This is a genomic window from Nocardioides convexus (assembly GCF_011090295.1).
This window is the reverse complement of sequence record NZ_JAAMYA010000002.1, coordinates 26,019-46,203: the sequence shown is the minus strand read 5'-3', so window position 1 is coordinate 46,203 and position 20,185 is coordinate 26,019. Positions and strand designations below refer to the sequence as shown.

33 protein-coding genes and 1 pseudogene are annotated in these 20,185 nt (G+C 70.6%); 19 read left to right on the top strand and 15 right to left on the bottom strand.

What is annotated here, in order from left to right:
• From G5V59_RS35345 to G5V59_RS35285, 12 genes are all read left to right on the top strand, one after another.
• Positions 1-608: hypothetical protein (locus G5V59_RS35345; RefSeq protein WP_278260446.1), on the top strand; the 608-nt coding region annotated here is incomplete at its 5' end.
• Positions 609-610: 2 nt separating this feature from the next.
• Positions 611-790, top strand: a complete 180-nt coding sequence (locus G5V59_RS35340) for a hypothetical protein (RefSeq protein ID WP_278260445.1) — start codon at positions 611-613, stop codon at positions 788-790.
• A 22-nt stretch (positions 791-812) separates the two neighbouring features.
• Positions 813-1,115 (top strand): hypothetical protein, encoded by a 303-nt coding sequence (locus tag G5V59_RS35335; protein WP_278260444.1) that lies wholly within the window; start codon positions 813-815, stop codon positions 1,113-1,115.
• Positions 1,112-1,591 carry a hypothetical protein gene (locus G5V59_RS35330; protein ID WP_278260443.1) on the top strand — a complete coding sequence of 160 codons (480 nt, stop codon included), beginning with the start codon at positions 1,112-1,114 and terminating at the stop codon, positions 1,589-1,591. Before G5V59_RS35335 ends, G5V59_RS35330 begins: the two co-directional genes overlap by 4 nt.
• Positions 1,592-1,643: 52 nt before the next feature.
• A complete protein-coding gene (locus G5V59_RS35325; RefSeq protein ID WP_278260442.1) occupies positions 1,644-1,796 on the top strand; it encodes a hypothetical protein in 153 nt (50 codons plus the stop codon).
• 125 nt (positions 1,797-1,921) lie between these two features.
• Positions 1,922-2,299 carry a hypothetical protein gene (locus G5V59_RS35320; RefSeq protein WP_278260441.1) on the top strand — a complete coding sequence of 126 codons (378 nt, stop codon included), beginning with the start codon at positions 1,922-1,924 and terminating at the stop codon, positions 2,297-2,299.
• A complete protein-coding gene (locus G5V59_RS35315; RefSeq protein WP_278260440.1) occupies positions 2,296-2,802 on the top strand; it encodes a hypothetical protein in 507 nt (168 codons plus the stop codon). The genes G5V59_RS35320 and G5V59_RS35315 overlap by 4 nt, the downstream gene beginning before the upstream one ends.
• Positions 2,803-3,104: 302 nt before the next feature.
• Positions 3,105-3,452: a type IV secretory system conjugative DNA transfer family protein gene (locus G5V59_RS35305; protein WP_341351376.1), complete on the top strand. Its 348-nt coding sequence runs from the start codon at positions 3,105-3,107 to the stop codon at positions 3,450-3,452.
• Positions 3,453-3,520: 68 nt separating this feature from the next.
• Positions 3,521-3,901, top strand: a complete 381-nt coding sequence (locus G5V59_RS35300) for a hypothetical protein (protein ID WP_278260437.1) — start codon at positions 3,521-3,523, stop codon at positions 3,899-3,901.
• A 352-nt stretch (positions 3,902-4,253) separates the two neighbouring features.
• Positions 4,254-4,430: a hypothetical protein gene (locus tag G5V59_RS35295; protein ID WP_278260436.1), complete on the top strand. Its 177-nt coding sequence runs from the start codon at positions 4,254-4,256 to the stop codon at positions 4,428-4,430.
• A 297-nt stretch (positions 4,431-4,727) separates the two neighbouring features.
• The gene (locus G5V59_RS35290; protein ID WP_278260435.1) at positions 4,728-4,943 is read left to right on the top strand and encodes a hypothetical protein; all 216 of its coding nucleotides are present in this window, start codon (positions 4,728-4,730) and stop codon (positions 4,941-4,943) included.
• Between the two features lie 462 nt (positions 4,944-5,405).
• Positions 5,406-5,630, top strand: coding sequence for a hypothetical protein (locus G5V59_RS35285; protein ID WP_278260434.1), 225 nt, complete (start codon positions 5,406-5,408; stop codon positions 5,628-5,630).
• 241 nt (positions 5,631-5,871) lie between these two features.
• Here the strand turns inward: G5V59_RS35285 and G5V59_RS35280 are convergent, their stop codons facing one another.
• The gene (locus tag G5V59_RS35280; RefSeq protein WP_278260433.1) at positions 5,872-6,132 is read right to left on the bottom strand and encodes a winged helix-turn-helix domain-containing protein; all 261 of its coding nucleotides are present in this window, start codon (positions 6,130-6,132) and stop codon (positions 5,872-5,874) included.
• Positions 6,133-6,710: 578 nt separating this feature from the next.
• Between G5V59_RS35280 and G5V59_RS35275 the strand changes: the two genes are divergently transcribed.
• The 5 genes from G5V59_RS35275 (at position 6,711) to G5V59_RS35255 (ending at position 10,379) form a co-directional block, all read left to right on the top strand.
• On the top strand, positions 6,711-6,974 hold the full coding sequence (locus G5V59_RS35275; protein WP_278260432.1) for a hypothetical protein: 264 nt from the start codon (positions 6,711-6,713) through the stop codon (positions 6,972-6,974).
• Positions 6,975-7,103: 129 nt separating this feature from the next.
• Entirely contained in the window at positions 7,104-7,523 is a 420-nt protein-coding gene (locus G5V59_RS35270; protein WP_278260431.1) for a CAP domain-containing protein, read from the top strand.
• Positions 7,524-7,931: 408 nt separating this feature from the next.
• The gene (locus G5V59_RS35265) at positions 7,932-8,771 is read left to right on the top strand and encodes a hypothetical protein (RefSeq protein WP_278260430.1); all 840 of its coding nucleotides are present in this window, start codon (positions 7,932-7,934) and stop codon (positions 8,769-8,771) included.
• Positions 8,768-9,559, top strand: coding sequence for a hypothetical protein (locus tag G5V59_RS35260; protein ID WP_278260429.1), 792 nt, complete (start codon positions 8,768-8,770; stop codon positions 9,557-9,559). Before G5V59_RS35265 ends, G5V59_RS35260 begins: the two co-directional genes overlap by 4 nt.
• A 247-nt stretch (positions 9,560-9,806) precedes the next feature.
• Positions 9,807-10,379, top strand: coding sequence for an LPXTG cell wall anchor domain-containing protein (locus tag G5V59_RS35255; protein WP_278260428.1), 573 nt, complete (start codon positions 9,807-9,809; stop codon positions 10,377-10,379).
• Positions 10,380-10,759: 380 nt separating this feature from the next.
• Here the strand turns inward: G5V59_RS35255 and G5V59_RS35250 are convergent, their stop codons facing one another.
• The 3 genes from G5V59_RS35250 to G5V59_RS35240 form a co-directional block, all read right to left on the bottom strand.
• A complete protein-coding gene (locus G5V59_RS35250; RefSeq protein ID WP_278260427.1) occupies positions 10,760-10,972 on the bottom strand; it encodes a hypothetical protein in 213 nt (70 codons plus the stop codon).
• 37 nt (positions 10,973-11,009) lie between these two features.
• Positions 11,010-11,528 carry an adenylate/guanylate cyclase domain-containing protein gene (locus tag G5V59_RS35245; protein WP_278260426.1) on the bottom strand — a complete coding sequence of 173 codons (519 nt, stop codon included), beginning with the start codon at positions 11,526-11,528 and terminating at the stop codon, positions 11,010-11,012.
• 146 nt (positions 11,529-11,674) lie between these two features.
• Positions 11,675-13,387, bottom strand: coding sequence for a hypothetical protein (locus tag G5V59_RS35240; RefSeq protein WP_278260425.1), 1,713 nt, complete (start codon positions 13,385-13,387; stop codon positions 11,675-11,677).
• On the opposite strand from G5V59_RS35240, the gene G5V59_RS35235 reads away from it, so the two are divergent.
• On the top strand, positions 13,377-14,168 hold the full coding sequence (locus tag G5V59_RS35235; RefSeq protein ID WP_278260424.1) for a hypothetical protein: 792 nt from the start codon (positions 13,377-13,379) through the stop codon (positions 14,166-14,168). The genes G5V59_RS35240 and G5V59_RS35235 overlap by 11 nt on opposite strands.
• Before the next feature lie 4 nt (positions 14,169-14,172).
• Here G5V59_RS35235 and G5V59_RS35230 read toward each other — a convergent pair whose 3' ends face one another.
• The 4 genes and pseudogenes from G5V59_RS35230 to G5V59_RS35215 form a co-directional block, all read right to left on the bottom strand.
• Complete coding sequence (locus G5V59_RS35230) at positions 14,173-14,304, bottom strand: hypothetical protein (protein WP_278260423.1); 132 nt, start codon at positions 14,302-14,304, stop codon at positions 14,173-14,175.
• Positions 14,301-14,588: a relaxase domain-containing protein gene (locus tag G5V59_RS35225; protein WP_341351375.1), complete on the bottom strand. Its 288-nt coding sequence runs from the start codon at positions 14,586-14,588 to the stop codon at positions 14,301-14,303. The genes G5V59_RS35230 and G5V59_RS35225 overlap by 4 nt, the downstream gene beginning before the upstream one ends.
• Positions 14,561-15,049, bottom strand: a pseudogene (gene mobF / locus G5V59_RS35220) (MobF family relaxase); the annotation flags it as partial. The pseudogene mobF and the gene G5V59_RS35225, both read right to left, overlap by 28 nt.
• Before the next feature lie 36 nt (positions 15,050-15,085).
• The gene (locus G5V59_RS35215) at positions 15,086-15,535 is read right to left on the bottom strand and encodes a relaxase domain-containing protein (RefSeq protein WP_278260449.1); all 450 of its coding nucleotides are present in this window, start codon (positions 15,533-15,535) and stop codon (positions 15,086-15,088) included.
• A gap of 316 nt (positions 15,536-15,851) precedes the next feature.
• Between G5V59_RS35215 and G5V59_RS35210 the strand changes: the two genes are divergently transcribed.
• The gene (locus G5V59_RS35210; RefSeq protein WP_278260421.1) at positions 15,852-16,154 is read left to right on the top strand and encodes a hypothetical protein; all 303 of its coding nucleotides are present in this window, start codon (positions 15,852-15,854) and stop codon (positions 16,152-16,154) included.
• Positions 16,155-16,850: 696 nt separating this feature from the next.
• Here G5V59_RS35210 and G5V59_RS35205 read toward each other — a convergent pair.
• From G5V59_RS35205 to G5V59_RS35175, 7 genes are all read right to left on the bottom strand, one after another.
• Positions 16,851-17,057 carry a hypothetical protein gene (locus tag G5V59_RS35205; protein ID WP_278260420.1) on the bottom strand — a complete coding sequence of 69 codons (207 nt, stop codon included), beginning with the start codon at positions 17,055-17,057 and terminating at the stop codon, positions 16,851-16,853.
• A gap of 119 nt (positions 17,058-17,176) precedes the next feature.
• Positions 17,177-17,380: a hypothetical protein gene (locus tag G5V59_RS35200; RefSeq protein WP_278260419.1), complete on the bottom strand. Its 204-nt coding sequence runs from the start codon at positions 17,378-17,380 to the stop codon at positions 17,177-17,179.
• Positions 17,381-17,629: 249 nt separating this feature from the next.
• Positions 17,630-18,013: a hypothetical protein gene (locus G5V59_RS35195; RefSeq protein WP_278260418.1), complete on the bottom strand. Its 384-nt coding sequence runs from the start codon at positions 18,011-18,013 to the stop codon at positions 17,630-17,632.
• Between the two features lie 358 nt (positions 18,014-18,371).
• A complete protein-coding gene (locus G5V59_RS35190) occupies positions 18,372-18,584 on the bottom strand; it encodes a hypothetical protein (RefSeq protein ID WP_278260417.1) in 213 nt (70 codons plus the stop codon).
• Between the two features lie 433 nt (positions 18,585-19,017).
• A complete protein-coding gene (locus G5V59_RS35185; protein ID WP_278260416.1) occupies positions 19,018-19,203 on the bottom strand; it encodes a hypothetical protein in 186 nt (61 codons plus the stop codon).
• Positions 19,163-19,810, bottom strand: a complete 648-nt coding sequence (locus G5V59_RS35180) for a hypothetical protein (protein WP_278260415.1) — start codon at positions 19,808-19,810, stop codon at positions 19,163-19,165. The genes G5V59_RS35185 and G5V59_RS35180 overlap by 41 nt, the downstream gene beginning before the upstream one ends.
• Positions 19,770-20,120: a hypothetical protein gene (locus G5V59_RS35175; protein ID WP_278260414.1), complete on the bottom strand. Its 351-nt coding sequence runs from the start codon at positions 20,118-20,120 to the stop codon at positions 19,770-19,772. Before G5V59_RS35175 ends, G5V59_RS35180 begins: the two co-directional genes overlap by 41 nt.
• Between the last annotated feature and the right edge of the window lie 65 nt (positions 20,121-20,185).

The window sequence follows — 20,185 nt, the reverse complement described above, 5'->3', positions numbered from 1 at the left end:
CGGATCCGCGCAAGGGCTTCGCTCATGGCCACTTCACCGGCGTCTTGGAGGTGATCGGGGGAGGCGACGGCATCCGAGCCACCCACGAGATCAACGACCAGGGCGTCCGGTTCGGCCGGATCACCAGGGCAGCCGCATCCCCGCGGCTGCCCGTCGACCAGACTCGACATCGACACCCGGGTGCTGGCCACAGACCCCGGGGAGTATCACGACCACGTGCGAGGGCTGCTGGCCGACGACATCGCCCCCGCACTGCGCGAGTCGATGGAGGAGCCTGGCGGAGGTCGGGGCACGCAGACTCGGAGAGCCTACCGGTCCTTCGTGACCGTGCGGATGCCGCTGCCGGAGGTGCACAAGAAGGCCTACGGCCGCGACGACCTCGCCGGCGTGGTCGACGCCGGCACCGAGGCGCTGCGGCAGATCGCCGAACGGCTCATGCGCGCCGGCTACGACGTACGCGACGTCCTCAGCGCCCGACGCCTCGGCGCCTACATCCGACACCTGTACGTGCCGAGCCTACGCCATCGACGACGTCGAGGGGCTGGAGACCATGGCGGACGCCTTCGCCTTCTTCGGCTACGACTACGGGCCCGACGGCCGTTCGCTGAAGGTGGAGGCCGGCCCAGCGGGGCAGTGGTTCCACGCGGTGGCGAGCATCCCGATGGATGGTTGGCCGCTGCGAGGAGTGCACTCGCGGTGGCTCGAAGGGCTCGTCACGGACACCGACCGTGCGGTGATCCGCACGGTCCGCGCGCAGCACCAGGCTGCTGCCGCGATCGGTCGCCCGTGAGCGGGCGGCCGTCGCGCTCACCTTGGACTCGGCGTCGCTGCACGGGCAGGCAAAGCGTGGTCAGGTCTCGACCGGGGAGACCGAGGAGCAGGCCAGCGCGGCCGAGCGGGTCCTGAGCGATCTCCGGTCGGCTGCAGCCGGCTGCCTGCCGGCGGTCCGGGTGCTCGTCTCGGCGGGGTCGCCCCAGGAGCTCGAGGACGCGCGCAGTGTCGTCGAGGGTGCGGCCGATGAGATGGAGATCCAGAGGCTGCGCTGGTACGACAAGGCGCACGATCTGGCCATGTTCACCGTCCTGCCCCTGGGCCGAGGGGTGAAGGGGCTGTGAGCACGACGCCCAAGTCCAGCGGACAGCGCCCGGAGGCGGCGGGGAAGCGGCGCAAGGCGGGCACGCAGGCCTCCGTCGGCGGGTCGACCGACGGCGTCCTGGCGACGGTCGGCGGTGTCGCCTACAAGATCGTCGTGCCCCCTAGCGTCCGACGCCGTCGGGCACGGGTGGCGGAGCAGCAGCGAGCAGCGGAGCGAGGACCGCTGTCGGGCTCCGGACCGCTGATCGGTGACGCCGGCCTGGCCACGAAGGCGGTCCTGCAGGGCGGGCCGTCGGCGCTGACGGTGCGGCACGTCGGCGCGCAGCCGTCGGCACTGCGCCGGCTCCTGGGCTGGCACCGGATCCATGAGCCGACGATCTTCACCTCCACGAGGCAAGCCGAGGTCCTGAACCCGGCGCTGGTCACGACGCACCCACCGCTCGCCGGCCCACCGGTCGGCATCGACGTGCTGACGAACAACGCGGTCTCAGCCTGACCCGCACATCCTCTACGACCAGAAGAGGATCACGAGCGCGGCCGTTGTCGTGATGGGCGCGATCGGCTCGGGCAAGACGTCCTTCACGATGACGCAGTACGGCAATCGCCAGGCTGCGATGGGCAAGCAGGTCGCGGCGTTCGACCGCAAGAAGCAGCAGGCCGACGGCCGCGAGGGCCGCGGCGAGTACTTCGAGGCAGGCTGAGGCGGTCGGCGGCGAAGTGATCCGCTTCGCGCGTCAGGGTGGCCGATCCATCAACCTCCTGGACCCGCGACTCTCGCTCAGCAGCATCGCCGAGGAGGGCGTCGTCGGCCAGGACGAGACTCCTCGTGCTCGCGGCCGAGTACGCGCACGGCAAAGCTCACCTCCAAGGAGCGCGCCGCGCTCGCGGCGGCGCACCGAACGGCGATCGCGAAGGCGAAGACAGAGGGCCGCTACGCCAACCTGCACGACGTCATCGAAGCGCTGTTCGACCCCAGCGACTCCGCGATCCCGCACCCGAGCCTGAAGACGCGCGAGACCGTCGACAGCAACGACATGGTCATGTGGGGTCTCGACCTCGCCCTCGACCTGCAACGGTTCGTGCAGGGCGACCTCTCCGGGCTCGTCGACGCCGACACCTCCCAGGACATCAACTGGGACGCCCCGATGCTCGTCTTCGACACCAGCGAGCCTGCCCGAGAACTCGCCAGCCCTGTCGCTGGTGATGATGCTCGTGTGCTCGTTCCTCTCGAGCGTCTGGTCGGCACGGGGGTCGCGCCAGCGGGTCATCCTGCTGGAGGAGGGCTACCACACCAACTCCCTCGACGGCGCTGGAAGCGTCACGGTCGCCGGGATGCTCAAGTCCCTGGTGAAGCGCGCTCGCGGCATCGGCCTTTGCTTCGTCATCGTCATCCACCACCTCAGCGACATCCCGTCGCACACCGACGCGATCTCGCTCGTCAAGGAGGCCGGCATCGTGCACGTCTACCGGCAGGACAAGACCGACGACATCCGGGCGGTGATCGAGCAGTACGGGTTCCCCGCGAGCATCGCGGAGACGCTGCGCGACCTCGAGCAGGGTGTCCAGATCATGCGGATCGGCTCGGAGCCGCCGCGGCTGGTGCGGCACGTGCGTTCCAGCCTGGAGCGAGATCTGACCGACTCCGACGCCGCGATGGTTGGCCGCGCGAAGCCTGGGAACGCCGGCCGCGGACGGCGGCCCGCCTGATGGCGTGAGTGCGTCGGAGGGCACTGTGTTGCTCGAGGAGGACGAGTTTCACGCTCGAGGAGGCGGACCGGTGACCGCGTCGATGACGGCTGCGCTCGTCGCGGCAGTAGTGATCGGAGTCCTGGTACTCATCGTCTATGGCCGAAGCCAGGTGTCAGGCGACGGGCAGGGCGACGACATCGAACGCCAGCGACACTTCTCCAAGCGGTGGGCGCGCCCGAAGGACGTCGCCAAGTTGATCGTCCACGAACGCCTCACCGATCGGGCGGTGCTTGGTCGCCTCGACGACCGAACTCGTGGCGATGCCTCCCCTGGGGTCGGTGATGGTGATCGCACCGACGGGGATGGGCAAGACGGCGCGGTACGTCGTCCCGACGGTCCTGCGCTGGAAGGGCGCAGCGGTGGTGACATCGGTCAAGGCCGACGCGACGGCCCTGACGATCGCGCAGCGACGCAAGGAGGGGCCGGTGTGGGTGTTCGACCCCACCGGAGCGACACCGTTCCCGACCTGCCAGTGGCCCATCCTGGAGGATTCACGAACCTACCCCGGAGCGCTGAAATCGGCCGCTCAGATCGGCGACTCATCGCAGGTCGAAAAGGTCACCTCCAACGATCAGCAGGCTCTGGGCGACGCTGGGGGAGCAGGCTGATCGCACCGCTGCTGTTCGCCGCGTCGAACACGGGCCGCGAGATGGAAGCGGTTGCTCAGTGGATCCTGATGCGCGACGAGAAGGCCGTCACGAAGATCCTCGACGAGCTGGGCAACCGAGAGGCGCTGGCGCACTGGAACTCGATCTGTGAGACCGAGGGCCGGACGAAGCAGTCGGTGTTCGTCACCGCCCAACGGATCCTGCACGTGTTCACCCAGCCGCTCGTGCGAGATGCCCTCCGGTCGACCGGCAACGGAGACGTGTTCCGCGCCAGGGACCTTCTCGACTCCGGCGGCACGCTCTACGTGGTGGCACCGGCGCAGGACCAGGAGGCTGTTCCGACCGATCTTCGAGTCCCTGGTCAACTCGGTGGTCCGGGCGGTCGAGGAACGGTCGGCGTCACTCGGCGGTGTGCCGATTTCACCGCGACTGCTGCTGATGCTCGATGAGGCCGCGAACGGCGCCCCGCTGCGCCGGCTGCCGACCATCGCGTCGGCCGGCCGCGGTCAGGGCATCCAGGCTGGTGAGCATCTGGCAGGACGAGGGCCAAGTCGTGACGATCTACGGCGACGCGACCTCTCGAACTGTTCTGGCAAACCACACCGCCAAGCCTGATGCTGCCGGGCATCTCCGACAACCGCACCCTGCAGACGATGTCGGACCTGATCGGGCCGGCCACCTTCCACCGGGAGAACGTGACCGAGTCCAACGGATCCCGGTCGCGGTCGACGCAGCACTTCGACGCCCCGTTGGCGCCGCCGCACTACATCCGCGAGTCTCGCCCAGGGCAAGGCGCTGTGCGTGGTCAGCAACGTCAAGCCGCTGCGCCTCGACACCGTGGCGTGGTACGAGGACGACGAGTTCCGGGCCCTGGTCGACCAGGCAACCGCTGCGTCCTACGACGCAGCCTTCGCTCCGGCGCCAGCGCCGGACAACCGGCGCCGTATTCGACGTTCTGCGAAAGCGAGCGGCCGGTGACAACCGAGACGCCCGACGAGCCCACCGCGACGCCGCCCGGCACGCTGGGCGAGCCGGACGGGACCGACCAGGACGGCGATGCGCTCGGCGTCGTGATGGACACGCTCGAAAGCATCAGCAACAGCGTCGAGCACATTGCCTCCCGCGTCGAACGCCTCGAGGGCCGGGAGCAGCAAGCCCCGACGGGGCTGGCCGGCGATGCGGGATCCGGCGCGGCGGGCGTACCCCCGGCGAAGGCCGAGCCGTCAGAGGAACTGGTGACCTGGACCGAGTGGCTGGACGGTCGCTACGGCCTCGGTGACGCGCTTCCGGCGAAGTGGCGGGAGATCGCCGGCGTACCGGACGAGTCTGGACGCGCTGCGCCGGGCCTGGCTCCTCGCCTACGACCCGGAGACCGGGCTGCCCCGCCAGCCGGGCTTCGAGGCGACGCAGTGGCACGACGCACTAGCGCGCGTGCTTTCGCGCATCGAGTCGTGGGCCGCCGCGCAGCGCAAGCGGGAGGGCCGGCAGTGACCGGGTTTGTGTGGGTTGTGGTGACGATCGGGACTGCGGCGGCCTGGGCCGGGTTGGTCGCGATCGGTCACGTCCGCTGGCATGCGTTGCCTGGGGCGGGACAGGACACCTCGGGCCGGGAGCCTGGCCCTGCTGCTCTGCCGGGGGCTCGTCGGGATCGGCGCGATCGTCCTGACGGTGTTGTGGGCGCTCACGACGCTGTACCTCGTGGCCTTCTCGATGCTCCCGAGCGGAGGCACGCAATGAGGCTGGATCACGTCGAAAGCCTGGGGCGCCCTGGACCCGAGGGAGCCTGGGGCGACAGGCTCCGTATCCGTCGGCAAAGCCTGCGGGGCTGACGTTGCGACAGGCTCGCTGCGCTCACGGGGATCTCAGCGCCTCACCTGAGCCGCCTCGAAACGGGCGATCGCGGCACACGGCCAGCCTGTCGTCGAGCGAGTGGCCTCGGTCCTGCGGGCCGACTTGGACGAACTGCTCGAGGAGTCGTTCGGCGAGGGACCGCGGGATCCGCGTCAGGCAGCAGCAGTCGCGGCCGCCGACGCCGCGGCGGCCTTTCTGCGCGCCATCGGCGATGAGGACATGCTCGCCGAACTCCGCGACCGGGTCCGCGAGTGGGAAGCGCTGCGCGGCGAGGCCGACGACGTGTCGCCGCATCTGGTTATTGCGGAGCCGGGCCGACATGTCTAGCCATGTCAGGTTGTATAGGATCGCTGGCAACACCGGTAGCGACTAAGCCGGCGACTTCTCGGGGGGCTCGACATGAGGCGCAACCAGGCTGGGCACCTGCTCGAGTGCGAGCAGGTTTCAGCGCCGCACGGAGTGCTCCCGGGAGACCCTGCGCGGGGCCGTGCGAGCGACGCCGAGCCCTCCGCGAAGTGTCATAAGAAAACTTATCGGACAACACGAGTATGGCTACTCGGGGCGCGCCTCAGGCGTCGGTTACTTCCTCGCGGTCGAGCGGTGCGCCGGTCATGTAGGCGCCCCAGTGCTTGGCCGCGTCCAGCACGGCCCGCTTGTTGGTCGACCAGGTCACCACGACTCCCACGCGCTCACCGGGCGGCGTGTCGGCCTCGATGAGGCCGGCGGCTTCGAGCCGGGTGAGGTTGCGAAGCACCGTGGTGGGAGCGGCGTCGACCTCGGTGGCCAACTCGGGAATGGTCCTCGGCTTGATGGCCGCCAGGCGCAGCAAGCTTGGTGGCTACGACGTTGCCGAGCACTTCCACGAGCGCGCGCACCTCCGGGTGCATAGGTGTTCGGGAGGCGCGTCGCACGGGGTACATCTTGCCCGGTGCGACGCACGTCATCAGATCAGGTTCCGCGAAGACTGCAAATAATGCAGTCTTCAAGGTAGCATCAGGCCCGCTGGACAACCAGCCGTCGACGTCGAGGGTCACCAGTGTCATCGGAGGAAGGCTCGGACCGCGCGTAGGGAGCGACGTCGCGACGCGCGGTCGCCACAGACCAAAACGCCCGTTGCCCGAGTCTCATCTGCTTGCCGGCGAGATCTCGGACAACGGGCTTCATCCCGCAAAGGGACGGAGACCATCTTGCCAACAAACCACCGCTCCACGTCAGGTCGACCGTCACGGCGCTCGGCCTTGTCGGCCGCGGCCCACGCGGTCGCACTGGCCGGAATCATCGGTTTGCTTCTCCTGGCCGTGCCCCGGCCGGTCGCAGCCGCGAGCTCGACAGCGTCGACGACGAGCCTGCACTCCGACGTCCACCGTCACACGTGTGTCGCGGGTGGCGTCGACCACGTCGCGCAGGGTGCTGGCCTCCCAGCGCAGCGCGAAGCGGCTGCGGCCTCGGGCGTGGCGAGGCCGGGCTGCGCTCCGTCTCACCAGCACGACGGCTTCGAGTCTACGCGGTGACGGGCCGGCTCGACCCGTGCACCAACGGGGTCAGGCTCGCCGTCGACGACGTCGACGACGATCTCGGTGCGGCGGTCGCCGGCGTCCTTCACCACAACCGGCGCCGTGGTGCGGCCTCGTCGGCTGGCGGCACTGCGTGCGGCGAGGAACCTCGCCGTGAAGCGAGCGATCTACCTCGCTCACGCCCGCGGCGTGTTGGCCACGAACGCGGCGGCACCTGCGGCCGCACGGGCGCGGCTGGCGGCCCTTCTGGCCGCGCGAGCCTGACCGGACCGCGATTCGCTCGGCCGTGCTCGCCCGCGTCAACGCCGAGCGCACCTCGGCGGGCCTGAGTGCGTTGCGAACCCTCGCGGCCGCGCAGCCGCTGGCCGACCAGTGGGCCGAGCACACCAAGGACGGCCCGTACGAGCACGACACGGACCCCGCGACAGGCTACGACGCAGACCTCGCGAGCCTGCGCTGCAGCGACCCCCTCGACGGGTTCCCGCCAGGGACGTCCGAGGCGATCCACTGGGGCTCCGAAGGAACGCCGGCTGAGATCGCAGCCCGCGTCGTGACCTGGTGGATGGGATCGCCCAACCACCGGCCGATCCTCCTGGAGCCGTCGTCGACGTACGCCGGCGTCGGCTTGGCCTACAGCACCTCGAGCGAGACGTGGACCGTGGTGCTGCGCACCACGACCGCGGACTGCTCCAACATCGCCGGCTGACGGCGCCTCCTAGATCCCCCTGACGGGTCGCGGTTTCAGCGACCTCGTCGGCCCGGGGCGGCGCCCTGTCGCCCGGGCCGCGGAAGCGCCTTCACCAACCTCTCCCGCCGAGACCGCTCCTGCGCGGTCTCGGGACGGAGTCGTGCGCGGCCGCATCCCCTCCTGGTCCCGCCATCTGGCGGTGCCAACTTCACCCGAAGGAATCCACTGGAATGAAGCGATACCTCAGCATCCTTGCGCTCTTGGCGCTGATGCTCGTCGGGGGCGCACCTGCGATCGTGCCGTCCCCGGCGAGCGCCAGCCCGGGAACGTCAGCCCTGGCCAGGCTCGGCCCGGTCTGCCGGAGATCCCGCGGCCGCAGTCCGCACCACGTCAGGATCGGTCGGCCGCGCCGCGGCCGCCATCCCGATGCCGGCCCGGGGCGTCGTCGCGACGTCGCGGTGCCGCGCCTACGACCCGAACCTGCGCAACGGCGTGTGCCACCAGTTCCCCGACGGCAAGGTCACCTGGCTCGGCAACTTCACCAACCCCACGGGGCGGGCGTTCTTCTGCATCGACAAGAACCTCGACAGCCGCCTGCCGGCGACCGCGCCCGTCCGGTCGACCGCCGGACTACGCAACCAGTTCGGCAAGGGCATCGGTGACCGGGAGGTCTCCGCGCTCAACTACGTGATCGACCGCTGGGGCAAGGGCGCCACGAGCACCGAAGCAGCCGCGATCGCGCTCATCATCCGCGAGGTCATGTCCGACACCGGCGGACAGTTCCCGAGCGGCCTCAAGGTCGGCCAGGAGGTCATCGCACCTCGTGGCGGCCTCAACGCCAGCATCGTCCGGCTCGCCGGGTCGATGTGGAACCTCGCCTCCGCCTACCGCGGCCCGTGGACCCTGCAGGCTGACCGGCAGCACCGCCGGTATCAAGGTCGGGGAGACCCGCGTCATCAAGGCGGCCGTCGTCTCGGCCGCCGGCCGCCGAGTGCCGAACGTCGCCATCAAGATGACCTACAACGCACGCGTCACGGGGCCGGCCACCGTCACCAGCAAGGCCGACGTCGTCTCGTTCAACGTCACCGCCACCCGTGCGGGCACGCTGACGATCGCGGGCGCGATCGAGGGGCCGGCAGGGGACGGCAAAGCTCTTCGACCCCCGTGACAACCGGATCCAGCGCGGCTGGATCGCGGACCGGTCCACCGACACCGCCTCGCTGCGTCTGCAGGGCGAGGTCGGTCTCGGCGTCCCCACGGTCGTGACGCAGACCTCGAGCAGGAACGTCGAGGCCGACGTGCCGTTCCACGACAACGTCCGCGTCAGCAACGCTCCGGCCGACTACGCGGTGACCGCGACGGCGACGCTCTACGGGCCGTACCCCGCTCAGCCGACCGGTGAGGCGTGCCAGCCTGCCGAGGTCGCGGCCCGCAAGACGTTCGCGGTCCGGGGGCCGGGCACCTACCCGACCCCCGACGTGACCGTGCCGGCCGACAAAGCCGGCTACTACACGTGGGTGATCTCGCTGCCGGCGACCGCCGACACCGCGGCGGTCACGACGCCGTGCGGGATCGTGCAGGAGACCACGCTGGTCTCCAAGCCGCTGATCAAGGTGACGCTGGCGACGCAGATCTCCGCGCAGGCCTCCAACGCCGGCGACCAGGTGCACGACACCTTCACCGTCACCGGCATGGAGGGCGAGACGATCACCGAGCCGCTGACCGTCGAGTGGACCCTGTACGGGCCCGTCGCGCCGGTGAACGACTCCTGCGCGGGTCTCGACTGGGACGCCGCGAAGGTCCTCGCCACCGGCAAGATGACCGTCACCGCCGACGGCAGCTTACGAGACGCCGGCGACCGCGCTCCCGGCCGCCGGATGCTACTCCTACGGCGAGGAGCCTGGCCGCGACCAGCGAGGTCGCTCCCTACTCCCACCCGGTCGGCGAGGTCTCGCAGACCACGCTCACCGGCAAGAACATCCCCGAGCTCGGCACCCAGGTCTCCGACCAGATGGTGCTCCTGGGCGCCACGCTGCTCGACCACGTCAAGGTGAGCGGCCTCCTTGAGGGGCAGACCGTGACCGTCGGGTGGACGCTCTACGGGCCGATCGCGCCCGTCGACGGCGCCTGCACCGGGCTGGACTGGGCCGAGGCGCCGGTGTTCGAGCAGGGTGAGATCACCGTCAACGGCAACGGCACCTTCGATACCCCGAAGTCCAAGCCGGTCGAGCAGCGCGGCTGCTACAGGCTACGCCGAGCAGGCTGGAGGGCAACGACACCGTCGCCGACGTCGACCACCCGGTGGGCCAGCCGAGCCAGACCACGCTCGTCGACAAGTCCGCACCCGAGGTCCGCACCCAGATCAACGACGCCAAGCCGGCGCTCGGCGCGCAGCTGCAGGACACCGCGTGGGTCAGCGGCCTGGAGCCCGGCGTCACGGTCCAGGTCGAGTGGACGCTGCACGGGCCGGTCGCGCCGAAGGACGGCAAGTGCCAGAACCTCGACTGGTCCAAGGCCGCGGCCTTCGACACCGGGGTGTTCACCGCCACCGCGAACGGCAAGTACGTCACCCGGTTGAGCAAGAAGCTCGACGCGGAGGGGTGCTACACCTACTCGGAGTCCATCGCCGAGACGCCGAAGTCGTACCCCTACGACCACGCGCCCGGCCACGTCACGCAGACGGCACTCACCAAGACGCCGACCACGCCGAAGGCGCCGGCGTCCCCCAAGGGCCCGTCCCTGCCGAACACCGGCGGACCGGCCCTCGGCGCGGCCGGCGGAGGCCTCGCGCTCCTCGCCGCCGGCGGCGTCATGCTCGCGCGCAGCCGTCGGCGGACGACCGCGGCGGAGGTGAGCGACCAGGCAGCGGCCTAACGCCGCTGCAGCAGACTCTCCGTGTTCAAGAGCAGCCTCGGTGAGATCCCCAGCCGCTGAGGTCGACGCCAGGACGCGGAGGCCGCGCCGGGCCTGACCGGACGCGCTCGGCCCCGCTGAGCACCTACCAGCGTCCGGTCGACGTTCCCCACGACGTCACCGGTGCACAGGACGGCCTCCCCGGCCACCGCCCATCTCAGGGCCGGCCGGGGAGGCCGTTCGCTCGTCGCAAGACTGCATTTGTTGCACTCTTCGTGGTAGCGTCAACGACGAGCGCCGGAGTGGCTTCTTCGAATCGGCCAAGGGGCCGGCGTTCACCCCGAGCGGGGTCCGGGCAACGCAGTCGATGGGGGCGGCAGCGCCCGGGCCCCGCAACGGCGTCATCCTGCGGAGTGCGCCGCGTCCCACCGCGGCCAGTACCGGTTCTCCTGGGTCGCGAACCTGATCGCGTGCCGTGCCCGATCCTCGGCGCTCTGCGTCGGTCCCCACATGCCGGTGTTGTAGATCTCCCGAACCTCGACGTCCCCGAAGCCCTTGAGGGGCTCGACGCGGGCCTCCTGGAGCTCGAAGACCTTCCAGTCCGCCGGCTGCACCCGGCTTCCGGGCTTGAGGACGTCGTCGATGTTGCGGTCACCCCAGTCCGCCGCCGGGAAGGCAATGGTCGAGGAGACGACCTGGTCGGAGTCCTCCGGAAGACGAACGCCGGCGCACCGAGCTCGCAAGCGCGACCGGCGCACCGAACACCGAGACGTTGTAGCGAGCGGGGGTACCTGCATACCCGACGATGACCGGTCCGGAGGCGATGCCCATGTGCGGGCGGTAGGCGTGCACGTCGAACCTGCTCATCGCGGCCGCGGCAACGACCGCGTCAGCGAACGGATCGGCCGATCCGAACTCCTTCGAGAACACCACCATCACCTCATCGCCGATGTACTTGTCGACGATCCCCGGCCGGCCGTTCAAGGCCTCCGCAGTGATCCAGGCGAAGAAGTTCTGCACGTAAACCAGCGTCTCGACGGGCGACATGTCCGCGGTGCGTGTCGAGAAGGCGCTGATGTCGGCGAACAGCACCACGGCGTCGATCTCCCTGCCCTTGAGGGGGAAGCCGGAGCCGAAACCGTCGTCGAGGACGATGTCGACGTGGCTCATCGTCGAGGCGAGGAAGTCTTCCAGTGAGTGGTACTGCAGACTCCGGCGTCATGCTTCGAGAGTAAGCCGGGTACCGCGTGTGCACGCTGGGCGAACGGCACGGCGTTGGTCACACCTGCTGTGACCGCGCGCACCCGGGGCCAGGCCTAGAGCTCGAGGTCGTCTCGGCGCTGCTGCTCCTCGATCTGACGCTGCCGCTCTTCACGCTCCCGAGCCGCGGCCGCTACGTCGGGCACCGCGGCGTCTCCGGGCTGATTCCGGCCGGCATCGGCCGCAGGGGCGGCAGTCCGCTCCTGCAGGCGCCGGGCCCGCTCGGCGAGGTCGAGCCTGCCGCTGACGGTGCCGCGGGTCCGCTGCCGCTCCGCGGCCGGGGGCACCGGGCTTGGCGGCCGCGAGTGCGTCGCCTGCTCGTCTCCAGTCGCGGCGCTGACGGCCGTCGGCCGGCTCGTGACCCAACGGGCTCCTACTGTCGCGGACGTCGTACCGGTCGCGGTACGTCGCGGCCGCGCGGGCAGCGGCATGGTAGGCGTCCCGCCGCGGTGTTCCCTCATCTGGGGCGGCGCCGAGCGCCGCGACCAGCCAGGCGGGCTGCTCGGCGATCGCTCGCTCCGTGACGGCGTCGATCCGCGCACGGATCCGCTCACGGCGCCCGTGCAGCCAGGCCTCCATGCTGCCGACCGGCGCCGTAGGCCGCTCCCCCGGCCCGGCACCTGCCCCAGGACCTGACGGTTCCCGGATGCTCCACTCCTCCAGGCCGCCGCGGGGCGCGCCCTGGTTGATCCGCCAGGTGAGCACGGCGGCGACGCTCTCGGCGTCGTCCAGCGTGCCGGCGTCGACCGCTGCTGCGACGACGGTGGCGGCTTCGCGGCCTTCGTCCTGCAGTGCCGCAACGCGGTCGGCGAGAGCGTGCCAGGCGGGGTCCTCGCGCAGGCTGCTCGACCAGGTCCGCTCCGAGGGCGTCGACGAGGACCTGGTCGACCTGGCCGGTCTGCGCCGCGGCGGCTCCGCGGCCGTGCTCGTACTCCGGGATGAGTCGAGACAGCGACTCGGCCGCCTCCAGCCTGCTCGGCGATCGTCTCGGTGGCAGACCGGTCCGCGCCCTCGCGGCGAAGGACGTCCTCGAGGACCTGGCGAGCGGTTCGGTCTCGGTCGGTGGGGTGGTGCATGTCGACGTCGACGACGGACTCGGTCACAACGTAGGCGTGGTTTTCCTCCCGGCCTCGGGTCGTGGCCACGTAGTGCGCTTCGCGGCTCGTCGCGTCGTCGACGAGCGCCCTGGACCGGTCAACGGTCACTCCCTGAGCCCGGTGCACCGTCAGGGCGTAGCCGAGCTCGACGTTGCGTGCGACGTACTCGGCCGGCAGCATGACCGCGCCGCCGGAGCGGCGCGCGTGGCGAACCAGCAGCGACCCGTTGGGGCCGACGGCCTCGATCTTCCACAGGTCTCCGTTCTTCACGAAGTCCCGGCCGCCGGCGGTGGACAGACGCCGGTCGTTGCGGCGGGTGACGATCACGTCTCCCTTGCCGGCGGTGGTGCCGTCGTGCAGGCCGACACCCTCGCGGGTGACCTCGCCGGCAGCGATCCGGTCGAGCCGCGCGCGGGTCGACAGACTCACGGACGGTGGCTGCGTCCCCGGCAAGCATGATGCTGTCCTTGCCGGCGTCGGCGTCGCTCTTCCAGTCGCTGTACAAGTCTGCTCGAGAACGCCGTCCCGGGATCCGGCATGGAGGCGGCCGGAGTCCTCGTAGAAGTCCAGTGCGGCGCCGTCGCCGTCGCGGACGCCGAGCGTGGCCGCCGCCTCGGCGGGGTCGGTGAACCGGTGCAGCGTCACGAGTTCGGCGGCGGGCGTGCGGTTCACCAGGAGCCGGAACGCCCCGCCGGCCTCGACGGCCGAGAGGCTGCTGCGGGTCACCGAGGAGCCGCACGACGCAGCCCTGGGAACGGGCCAGGTCCACCAGCCTGGTCCAGGTCGCGGGTGGAGGCCATCCCGGCCTCGTCGACGAGGAGCAGGTCACCTGGCTGCAGGCCGGCTGCCGCGTCCCCGGAGATCCGGGCGGTGTGGAGCAGGCTTTGGCGATCGTGGTGGCGGGCGCGCTCAGGCTTTGTCGCCGAGCCTCCTGGGCGGCAACAGCCGAAGGAGCGACGGCGACGACGCGCCGGCCGACCGCGTCGACGGCTGCCGCGAGCTCAGCCATCGCGGTGCTCTTCCCAGAGCCGGCGGCGCCAACGCCGGCCGCGACCAGCCGCTCGGAGGTCGCGAAGTGCCGTACGAGATCTCGTTGCCCCGGGTCGAGCCTGGGTGGCTCGGGACGCCATCACTGCGTCAAGGATCTGCAGATCGACGACCGGCTGCGCCGGCGTGGCGGCGGCGTCGAGAAGCCGGTCCTCGGCGCGGAGGACTGCGGGCGAGGAATACCACTCCGACCCGTGCACACGGAACACGCTCTCCCCGTCGGCGCGCCGCAGGCTGGACCGGAAGCTCGCTCACTCTCGGGGGCCTCCAGCAGCACGCTGTACCCGTCGGTGGCCGCCGCCGTGACCTGGTCGACGAGCGTGCGCGCCTCCTCGTTCGTCAGGCCCTCCAGGCTCCTGACCTGGCGCTCCGCCTCGGCACGCAGATGCCACACCTTCCACCGTGACCGGTCAACTGAGATCCGCCGGACGACCAGGTCGGCGAGCCTGCGCGGGCTCGGGCCGCGGGCCGACGCCGGCGACCTCCCGCGCGCGGGCCTGACAGTCGGTGACCAGGCTGGCCAGCCGCTCCTCACCGATCACCGCGGCGGCGCGTGGAAGCCACTTGGCCCGCTTCTCCCCCAGGCTCTCCAGGCTCTTCCTTGCGCTCGCGGGTGTCGAGCGTGGCCTGCTGCGCCAGCCTGGTGCTGAGTAGCCTTCGAGGGCTCGTGGCCGTGCTCCAGTCGGTACTGCGCGCGCAGGTCGTCGAACCGGTCCTCGATGGCGTTGCGACGCTGGCTGAACTCCGTCATCAGCCGCTCGTCGACGCCGACCACCTCACGGATCGGACGCTTGCCGTCTAGCCCTCCGCGCTCCTCGAACGCCACGCCGAGGCTCCTGGACGAGTCTCACGCTCGAGGACCGCGTTGTACCGCTCAGAGGACGACACGGCCGCGGCGTGCAGCACCCTGCCGTCGATCGATCGCCACCGGCCGTCGGGGCCTTGGACCTTGTTGGCGACCGCGACGTGGGTGTGGAAGTTCGGATCGCCGGAGCGGCTGTCGTAGTGGTCGAAGGCGGCCGCAACGATGCCCTTGGCGTTGACCTGCTCGATGCCCGCCGTGCCTCGGCGGGTGTACAGCGCCTCGTCCTCGAGGTAGCCCAGGGCGTCGGTGACAGCGCGGCGGTGAGCGCCCTCGATGGCGCGGCGGGTGGCGTCGTCTCCGACTCCCCACAGCACCGAGATCGACTTGCTCGGCGTGAAGACCAGGTCGTAGCCGGCGACCGGCTGCGGCGTCGGCTTGGAGCAGATCGCGATGTGCCTCTTCAGGCTCGGCCTCGTCAACGGGCTGTCGCCCGCGGTCGCGGACGAACCACTCCTGGCCTACCTCTGCACGCGCCTGCGCGCGCAGCGCACGGGGCGCGGCGAGGGGATCGACGTCGGAGGCTGCGGCCAGGCTCCGCGACGCGTTGACCGATGGCTTGGCGCCACTCCTCTTCGCGGGCAGTGTCGAACGTGGGGAACCTTCGGCCGAGGCTGAGCGGCGCGCACCGCCGCCGCCGGCGCGGCGCCGGCGCTCAGCGCTTCGGTGGTGATCCGGTCGGCGTCGGGGTGCATGCCCTCGCCGAACAGCGCCTGCATCTGGCGCTCCTCGACCCGGCCCTCGACGCTGAGGCCGGCGAGGCCCGAGCCGAGCCAGACCCCGGGCGGCGCGCCCTTCTCGGCGTAGTAGTCGGACAGATCCTTACCGCGCTCTCGCCCAACGTCGCCATGCGCGACCTGCCGGGTCAGGTACGTGTACCCGTTCCCGGCGTGGAGCACATGCACGGTCATCACGCGCCACAGAGTACCCCTCTCACTGATAGTGCAAGAGGTGTGTGGAAGTTGAGGAGGCGAAAGCCGACGAAATCCGAGGAACGGAGTTCCGACAGATGAACGACGAAGGAGTTCATCGGAAGCACGACAGTCAGAGACGTTCTAGACATCGAAGAGGACGTGAGTCACGATGACGTCGAGCAAACTGCAACGCACAGCCGGCCACGCCGTAGGCGCGGGTCGCTGTGCAAGAGCCCTCCCATCAGGGCCACCAAACAAACACTCGGGAACCGTTAGGGGTTAGGGATGGCTAGCACGAAGACGAGCACCGTTGTTGAGGCGCGACGCCGCGCGCGCGAAGCGAAGGCGGTGCTGGACGCTGAGAGAGCCGCACACGACGCAAAGGTCGAGGAGATCACCACGTCGTACTACGTCGCTGCGACGAGCATCGAGGAGCCTGGAAGCGCAGATCGCCGAGGCGACCAAGGCTGCCGAGAGCGCCGTGGCGGAGCCTGCTGGGCGTCGGCGAGACCGCCGAGCGCGTTGCGACGCTGACCGGTCTTCCGGTCAAGGAGGTCCGGCGGATCAAGAAGGACGCCAGTTCGCCGGCCGATCGGTCGGACTCCCGGACGGGTGACAGCGATGGCGACTGAGATCTCAGCGAACGAGTCGAGATTCCCCGACAGGCTGGATCGGGCCAGCGATACGAGCAGACCTCGATCTCGGTGCACAGTCGGAACTGTCGAGTGACCACAACTGGGTCGCCGAAGGCATCAGGCTGCCGGAAGAGTTCCAGGACCAGGCCGTCGACAACGACGTCCGCCGGTACCTTGCCCCGCTGATTGACGAGGCCGGTCTCACCGAGGCCGAGATGGGTCAGATCGTCAACCTGTTCCAGGACGAGTCTGCACTCCGCGCTGTCGGCCGACGAGTGGACGCCCGACCCGAACCTCCCTTACCTCCCGATCGCGGTGGCGTACGACGCCGAGGGAGCGGCGGTGCTCGTCGACCGCGGCCTAGACGCAAAGCTCGCCGTCGATGGACCCGGACCGGCTCCCCATCGGCGCCCAGGCTCTGGGACCAGGTCGTCGATGACCCGCGGTTCACGCGTACGAGTCTGCAGGAGCGTGCGGCCCACGTGAGTCTCGACGCGATCGTGCAGGACGTGATCCGGGGCGCGATAGAGGTACGGCTGGAGACCGAGTGGCCCGAGGGCCCGGCGCTGCAGGCGAGTGACCCTGAGCCGGCGCGTCCATCGATGGTTCCCGCCGGCACGACGGCGCTGAGCCCTCGCGAGGTGATCAAGGATCGTGAACGCGAGCAGCCGCAGCCGTCACGAACCGGGCAGGCGCTCAGCGCTCTGCGGGAACGAGCTCGGGGTCTTGCTGTGCGCTGCGGAGCGGCGCCAGCGGAGCACGACCACCTGGAGCCGCGGACACCGACCCAGCCTAGGGGTCGATGCGCTGGCAGCGGAGCGGATGCAGCCGGACTCGGCGACGCCGGCGACGAGCGAGGCCAGGTCGAGCCTGTAGCCCCGCAAGTGGTCAGAAGAGGGACGGCTGGGAGGGTGGTGCCAACGCCGCGGTCAGGCGCTCGGCGTCCCAGCCGTCCTTCACTGCGTCTCGGATGCGAAGCGACCGGGCGTGCAGGCTTGCGCGGTCAGAGCCTGGTGAATCGGTAGTGGGTCGGGTCCCCTCCCCCGCGGCCGCGGCGGCCCATGCGGGTGAGGTTGGCGGACTGGGTGGACAGCAGCAGATGATCGCGGCCGCCGATCGACCCGGCGGCCGGTGTGCTGGCTGTTCCGGCGGGGAGGTCTGCGGGCTGCTCGCCGGCGAACCGTACGCAGATTGGGTTGTCGCACACGGCGTGCTCGATCACGTCGCTGGGGCGAAGGATGGTGCCGGTGACGAGTCTCGTAGACGAATCGGTGTGGCCGCACGACCTTGGCGCCGACGTCTCCGCCGGCCCAGAATCGGCCGTAGCCGTCGTCGGCGATCGCGCCGGTCCAGATCCAGCAGTCCTGATCGCCCGGGCCCTTCACTACCCGGCGCCAGAACCGGGTCTCGACGTCGACTGCCATCCGCACTCCCCCGCTCAGTTGGGACGCGCGGCTCAGGCGCTCAGCGGCGCGAGAGCGAACAGCGGCTCCAAGGTGATCGCGAGGTCCTGGACGTGCGTGGCCGAGTAGGGCGCACCGTGGCCCGTGACGAACGCGAGAACGCCCTCAGGGCGCAGAGCGTCCTCGTACTCGCCGACGACGTTGCCGACGAGCACGTTGTGGGCTCGCACCGGCACCTCCCAGCCTTCGAGCAGGACGCTCGCGGCGGCCGCGATCGGGTCGACGACCTGGTCCCGCAGCACGGACATGCTCTGGCCGAGGGCGGTCAGGGTCGCGGCGCCGGCGAAGCGGTGCCCGGCGTCGACGACCACGTCATGCACCGGGATGGTCTGCAGGACCACCACTCCCCCGGGACCGACCAGGACGTGGTCGAGCACGGTTGAGTCTGCCGGGCGAGAGGCGGTCGTGCCAGGTGACCCACCCGAGCGATGCGAGGCGGCGCAAGCTCGCCGGCCTGGACGCTGCAGGCGTGGGCCCGAGCTCGTAGCGAGAGCTCGCCGGAGTCAGGTCCCTTCCACCACTTCGCCAGCCGCCCGCGCTTGGGCTGGGTGCCGGCGGTGAAGGACTCCATGCGGTCCGCGGCCGCGGACCAGCCTGAGGCCGGCGTCGAGCCAGGGCCGCTCGTGGTCGACGGGCTGACGTGCCGATGGCTCGGACAGGTACGGCGCAAAACCTCCCCCGGCAGTGGCGGGCTCCTCGGCACCGCGTGATCCATCCGGCCCGAAGCCGTGCTGCTCAGTCATGGTCATGCCTTTCTGACGGACCCGATTCCGCTGCGATGTGATTGTCCGGCTCGGCGGCCAGGCGCACCAGCACCCAGGCCGTGCGCCCGTCGTCGACGAGCGGCACCGGAGAGCGCTCCATGTAGACACGGGCCAGACCGGGGAACGCGGTCAGCGTGAGCCGCCGGCCCTCGCGGCCGGCGTACTCGAGCGCCCACAGGCACAAGACGGTGCCGGCACCGGCACCGCGTGGCCACGCGCCGAGGGTCGCGGCGTGGAGATCTCCTGGCCGGTTCCCCCGTCGACCTCCGGCCCGGAGCACCATCACCGCGGCGGCACGGCGGGTACGGACGTAGACGAGTCTCGCGGCCGCGGGAGCGTGGCGTTCGGTAGGTGACCCATGCGTTAGCCGCGGCCAGGCACGCGAGAGCAATCGGCAGAGTGGCAGGAACCACGGCCCACCACGGCAGGCCGAGATAGAGCACGCAGAACGCGTAGGCGATGCACTCAGCGACCAGCGCAAAGATGGCCGCAGTGGGTGAGGTCAGGTAGGCGGCCGCGGCTGTTCGCGCGGCGCGCCGGCGCGTGACGCGATCGCCGACGTCGACAACGCGCGGGCCGTCCACGACGGCGTCAGGATCCCGAGACATGGCTAGCGGTCAGGCGTCCGGCTGCTGAGGCGGCAGGGAGGCCTCCAGGCGCTCCAGGGGCGTGCCAGGGAGGTCGGCCGGTGTCGGGGTGTCGAGGACCGCCGCCTCGACGAGCCGCTGCTCCAGACCGTTCCAGAACCGCCCAGGACGCTGGCTATCGGTGCGGTAGGTCGTGGCATCGACGGTGACGTTCACCTCGACACTCAGGCCCGGGGTCCTGGCCGCGACTGCACGAATTCGCTCGGCCAAGGCGTCGCCGTAGGCGGTGAGCTCCCTGCACCCGCTGCTTCTCGAGCAGGCTCCTCAAGGCTCGGCGATCGTCGCGAGGCGCTGGTCGTGATCCTCGACGAGGCGACTGTGCTCGGCGCCCAGGCTCGGGGCTCTTCGCGATGTAGGCAGTCGTGGCGTCGCCGGGTCGGCCGGAGTACAGCCCGACGCCGGTACGCAGGCTCTCCTCGACCGCAGCCCGGAAGTCGTCAGGGGCGCCGGCGGCGGCGATGCCCGCACGCCAAGCGTCCCACGACCAAGTGGGTGCGGCCGGGTCCCGTGCGATGAAGTCGCCGGACTCGGTGCGGTCGTAGATCCACAGGTAGCGCTCGTCGTCGATGTCACGGGCGGCATCGGCCGCGTCGTAACGGCGCTGGATCTCCGACTGCGCTGCTTCGTACTGCTGCCACACCTCGTGGCGTACGTCGTCAACGAACTCGTCGACGAACAGGGTGATGTTCAGCGGTTCGGTGCGGTGCGCCCACAGGGCGGCCTCATCTGCTCCGACGGTGGAGAAGAGCAGGCTGACGCACACCCTCGGCCTCCCAGGAGCCGGAGCGCCCACCCAGGGCGGCCTCGATGCCTCCGAGGTTCGCGGCCGCGCCGGCGAGCGCGAGGGTGACGAGCTCGGCCCAGTCCATCTGCTCGGCCGGCGCCTGGTCGTCCTCGACCCACTCCCCCGCCTCGTTCTGCGTGATCCGCGGCCGCGGGATCCGCGCCGCGGCGGTGAGAGCGGAGATCGCTTCCTGTAGACGCGCCTCGTAGGCGTCGCGGTACGACAGGCGGCCCCCGGGGTCGGTCTCCTCGCGGTCGGTGTCCGCGTGGTCGGTGCCGGTGTCACTCATCGGTCAGTCCTCCGTGGGGTGGGGTCGGCCCGGCCGGGGTGAAGCTTCGACCAGTAGGGCGCTGG

Excerpts from the sequence above, each read along its gene's own strand:
- G5V59_RS35325 (WP_278260442.1), top strand. The coding sequence starts at position 1,644 with ATGGGCGCGATCGGCTCGGGCAAGACGTCCTTCACGATGACGCAGTAC.
- G5V59_RS35305 (WP_341351376.1), top strand. The coding sequence starts at position 3,105 with ATGCCTCCCCTGGGGTCGGTGATGGTGATCGCACCGACGGGGATGGGC.
- G5V59_RS35300 (WP_278260437.1), top strand. The coding sequence starts at position 3,521 with ATGCGCGACGAGAAGGCCGTCACGAAGATCCTCGACGAGCTGGGCAAC.
- G5V59_RS35265 (WP_278260430.1), top strand. The coding sequence starts at position 7,932 with ATGCCGGCCCGGGGCGTCGTCGCGACGTCGCGGTGCCGCGCCTACGAC.
- G5V59_RS35245 (WP_278260426.1), bottom strand. The coding sequence starts at position 11,528 with ATGAGCCACGTCGACATCGTCCTCGACGACGGTTTCGGCTCCGGCTTC.
- G5V59_RS35215 (WP_278260449.1), bottom strand. The coding sequence starts at position 15,535 with ATGACCGTGCATGTGCTCCACGCCGGGAACGGGTACACGTACCTGACC.
- G5V59_RS35175 (WP_278260414.1), bottom strand. The coding sequence starts at position 20,120 with ATGAGTGACACCGGCACCGACCACGCGGACACCGACCGCGAGGAGACC.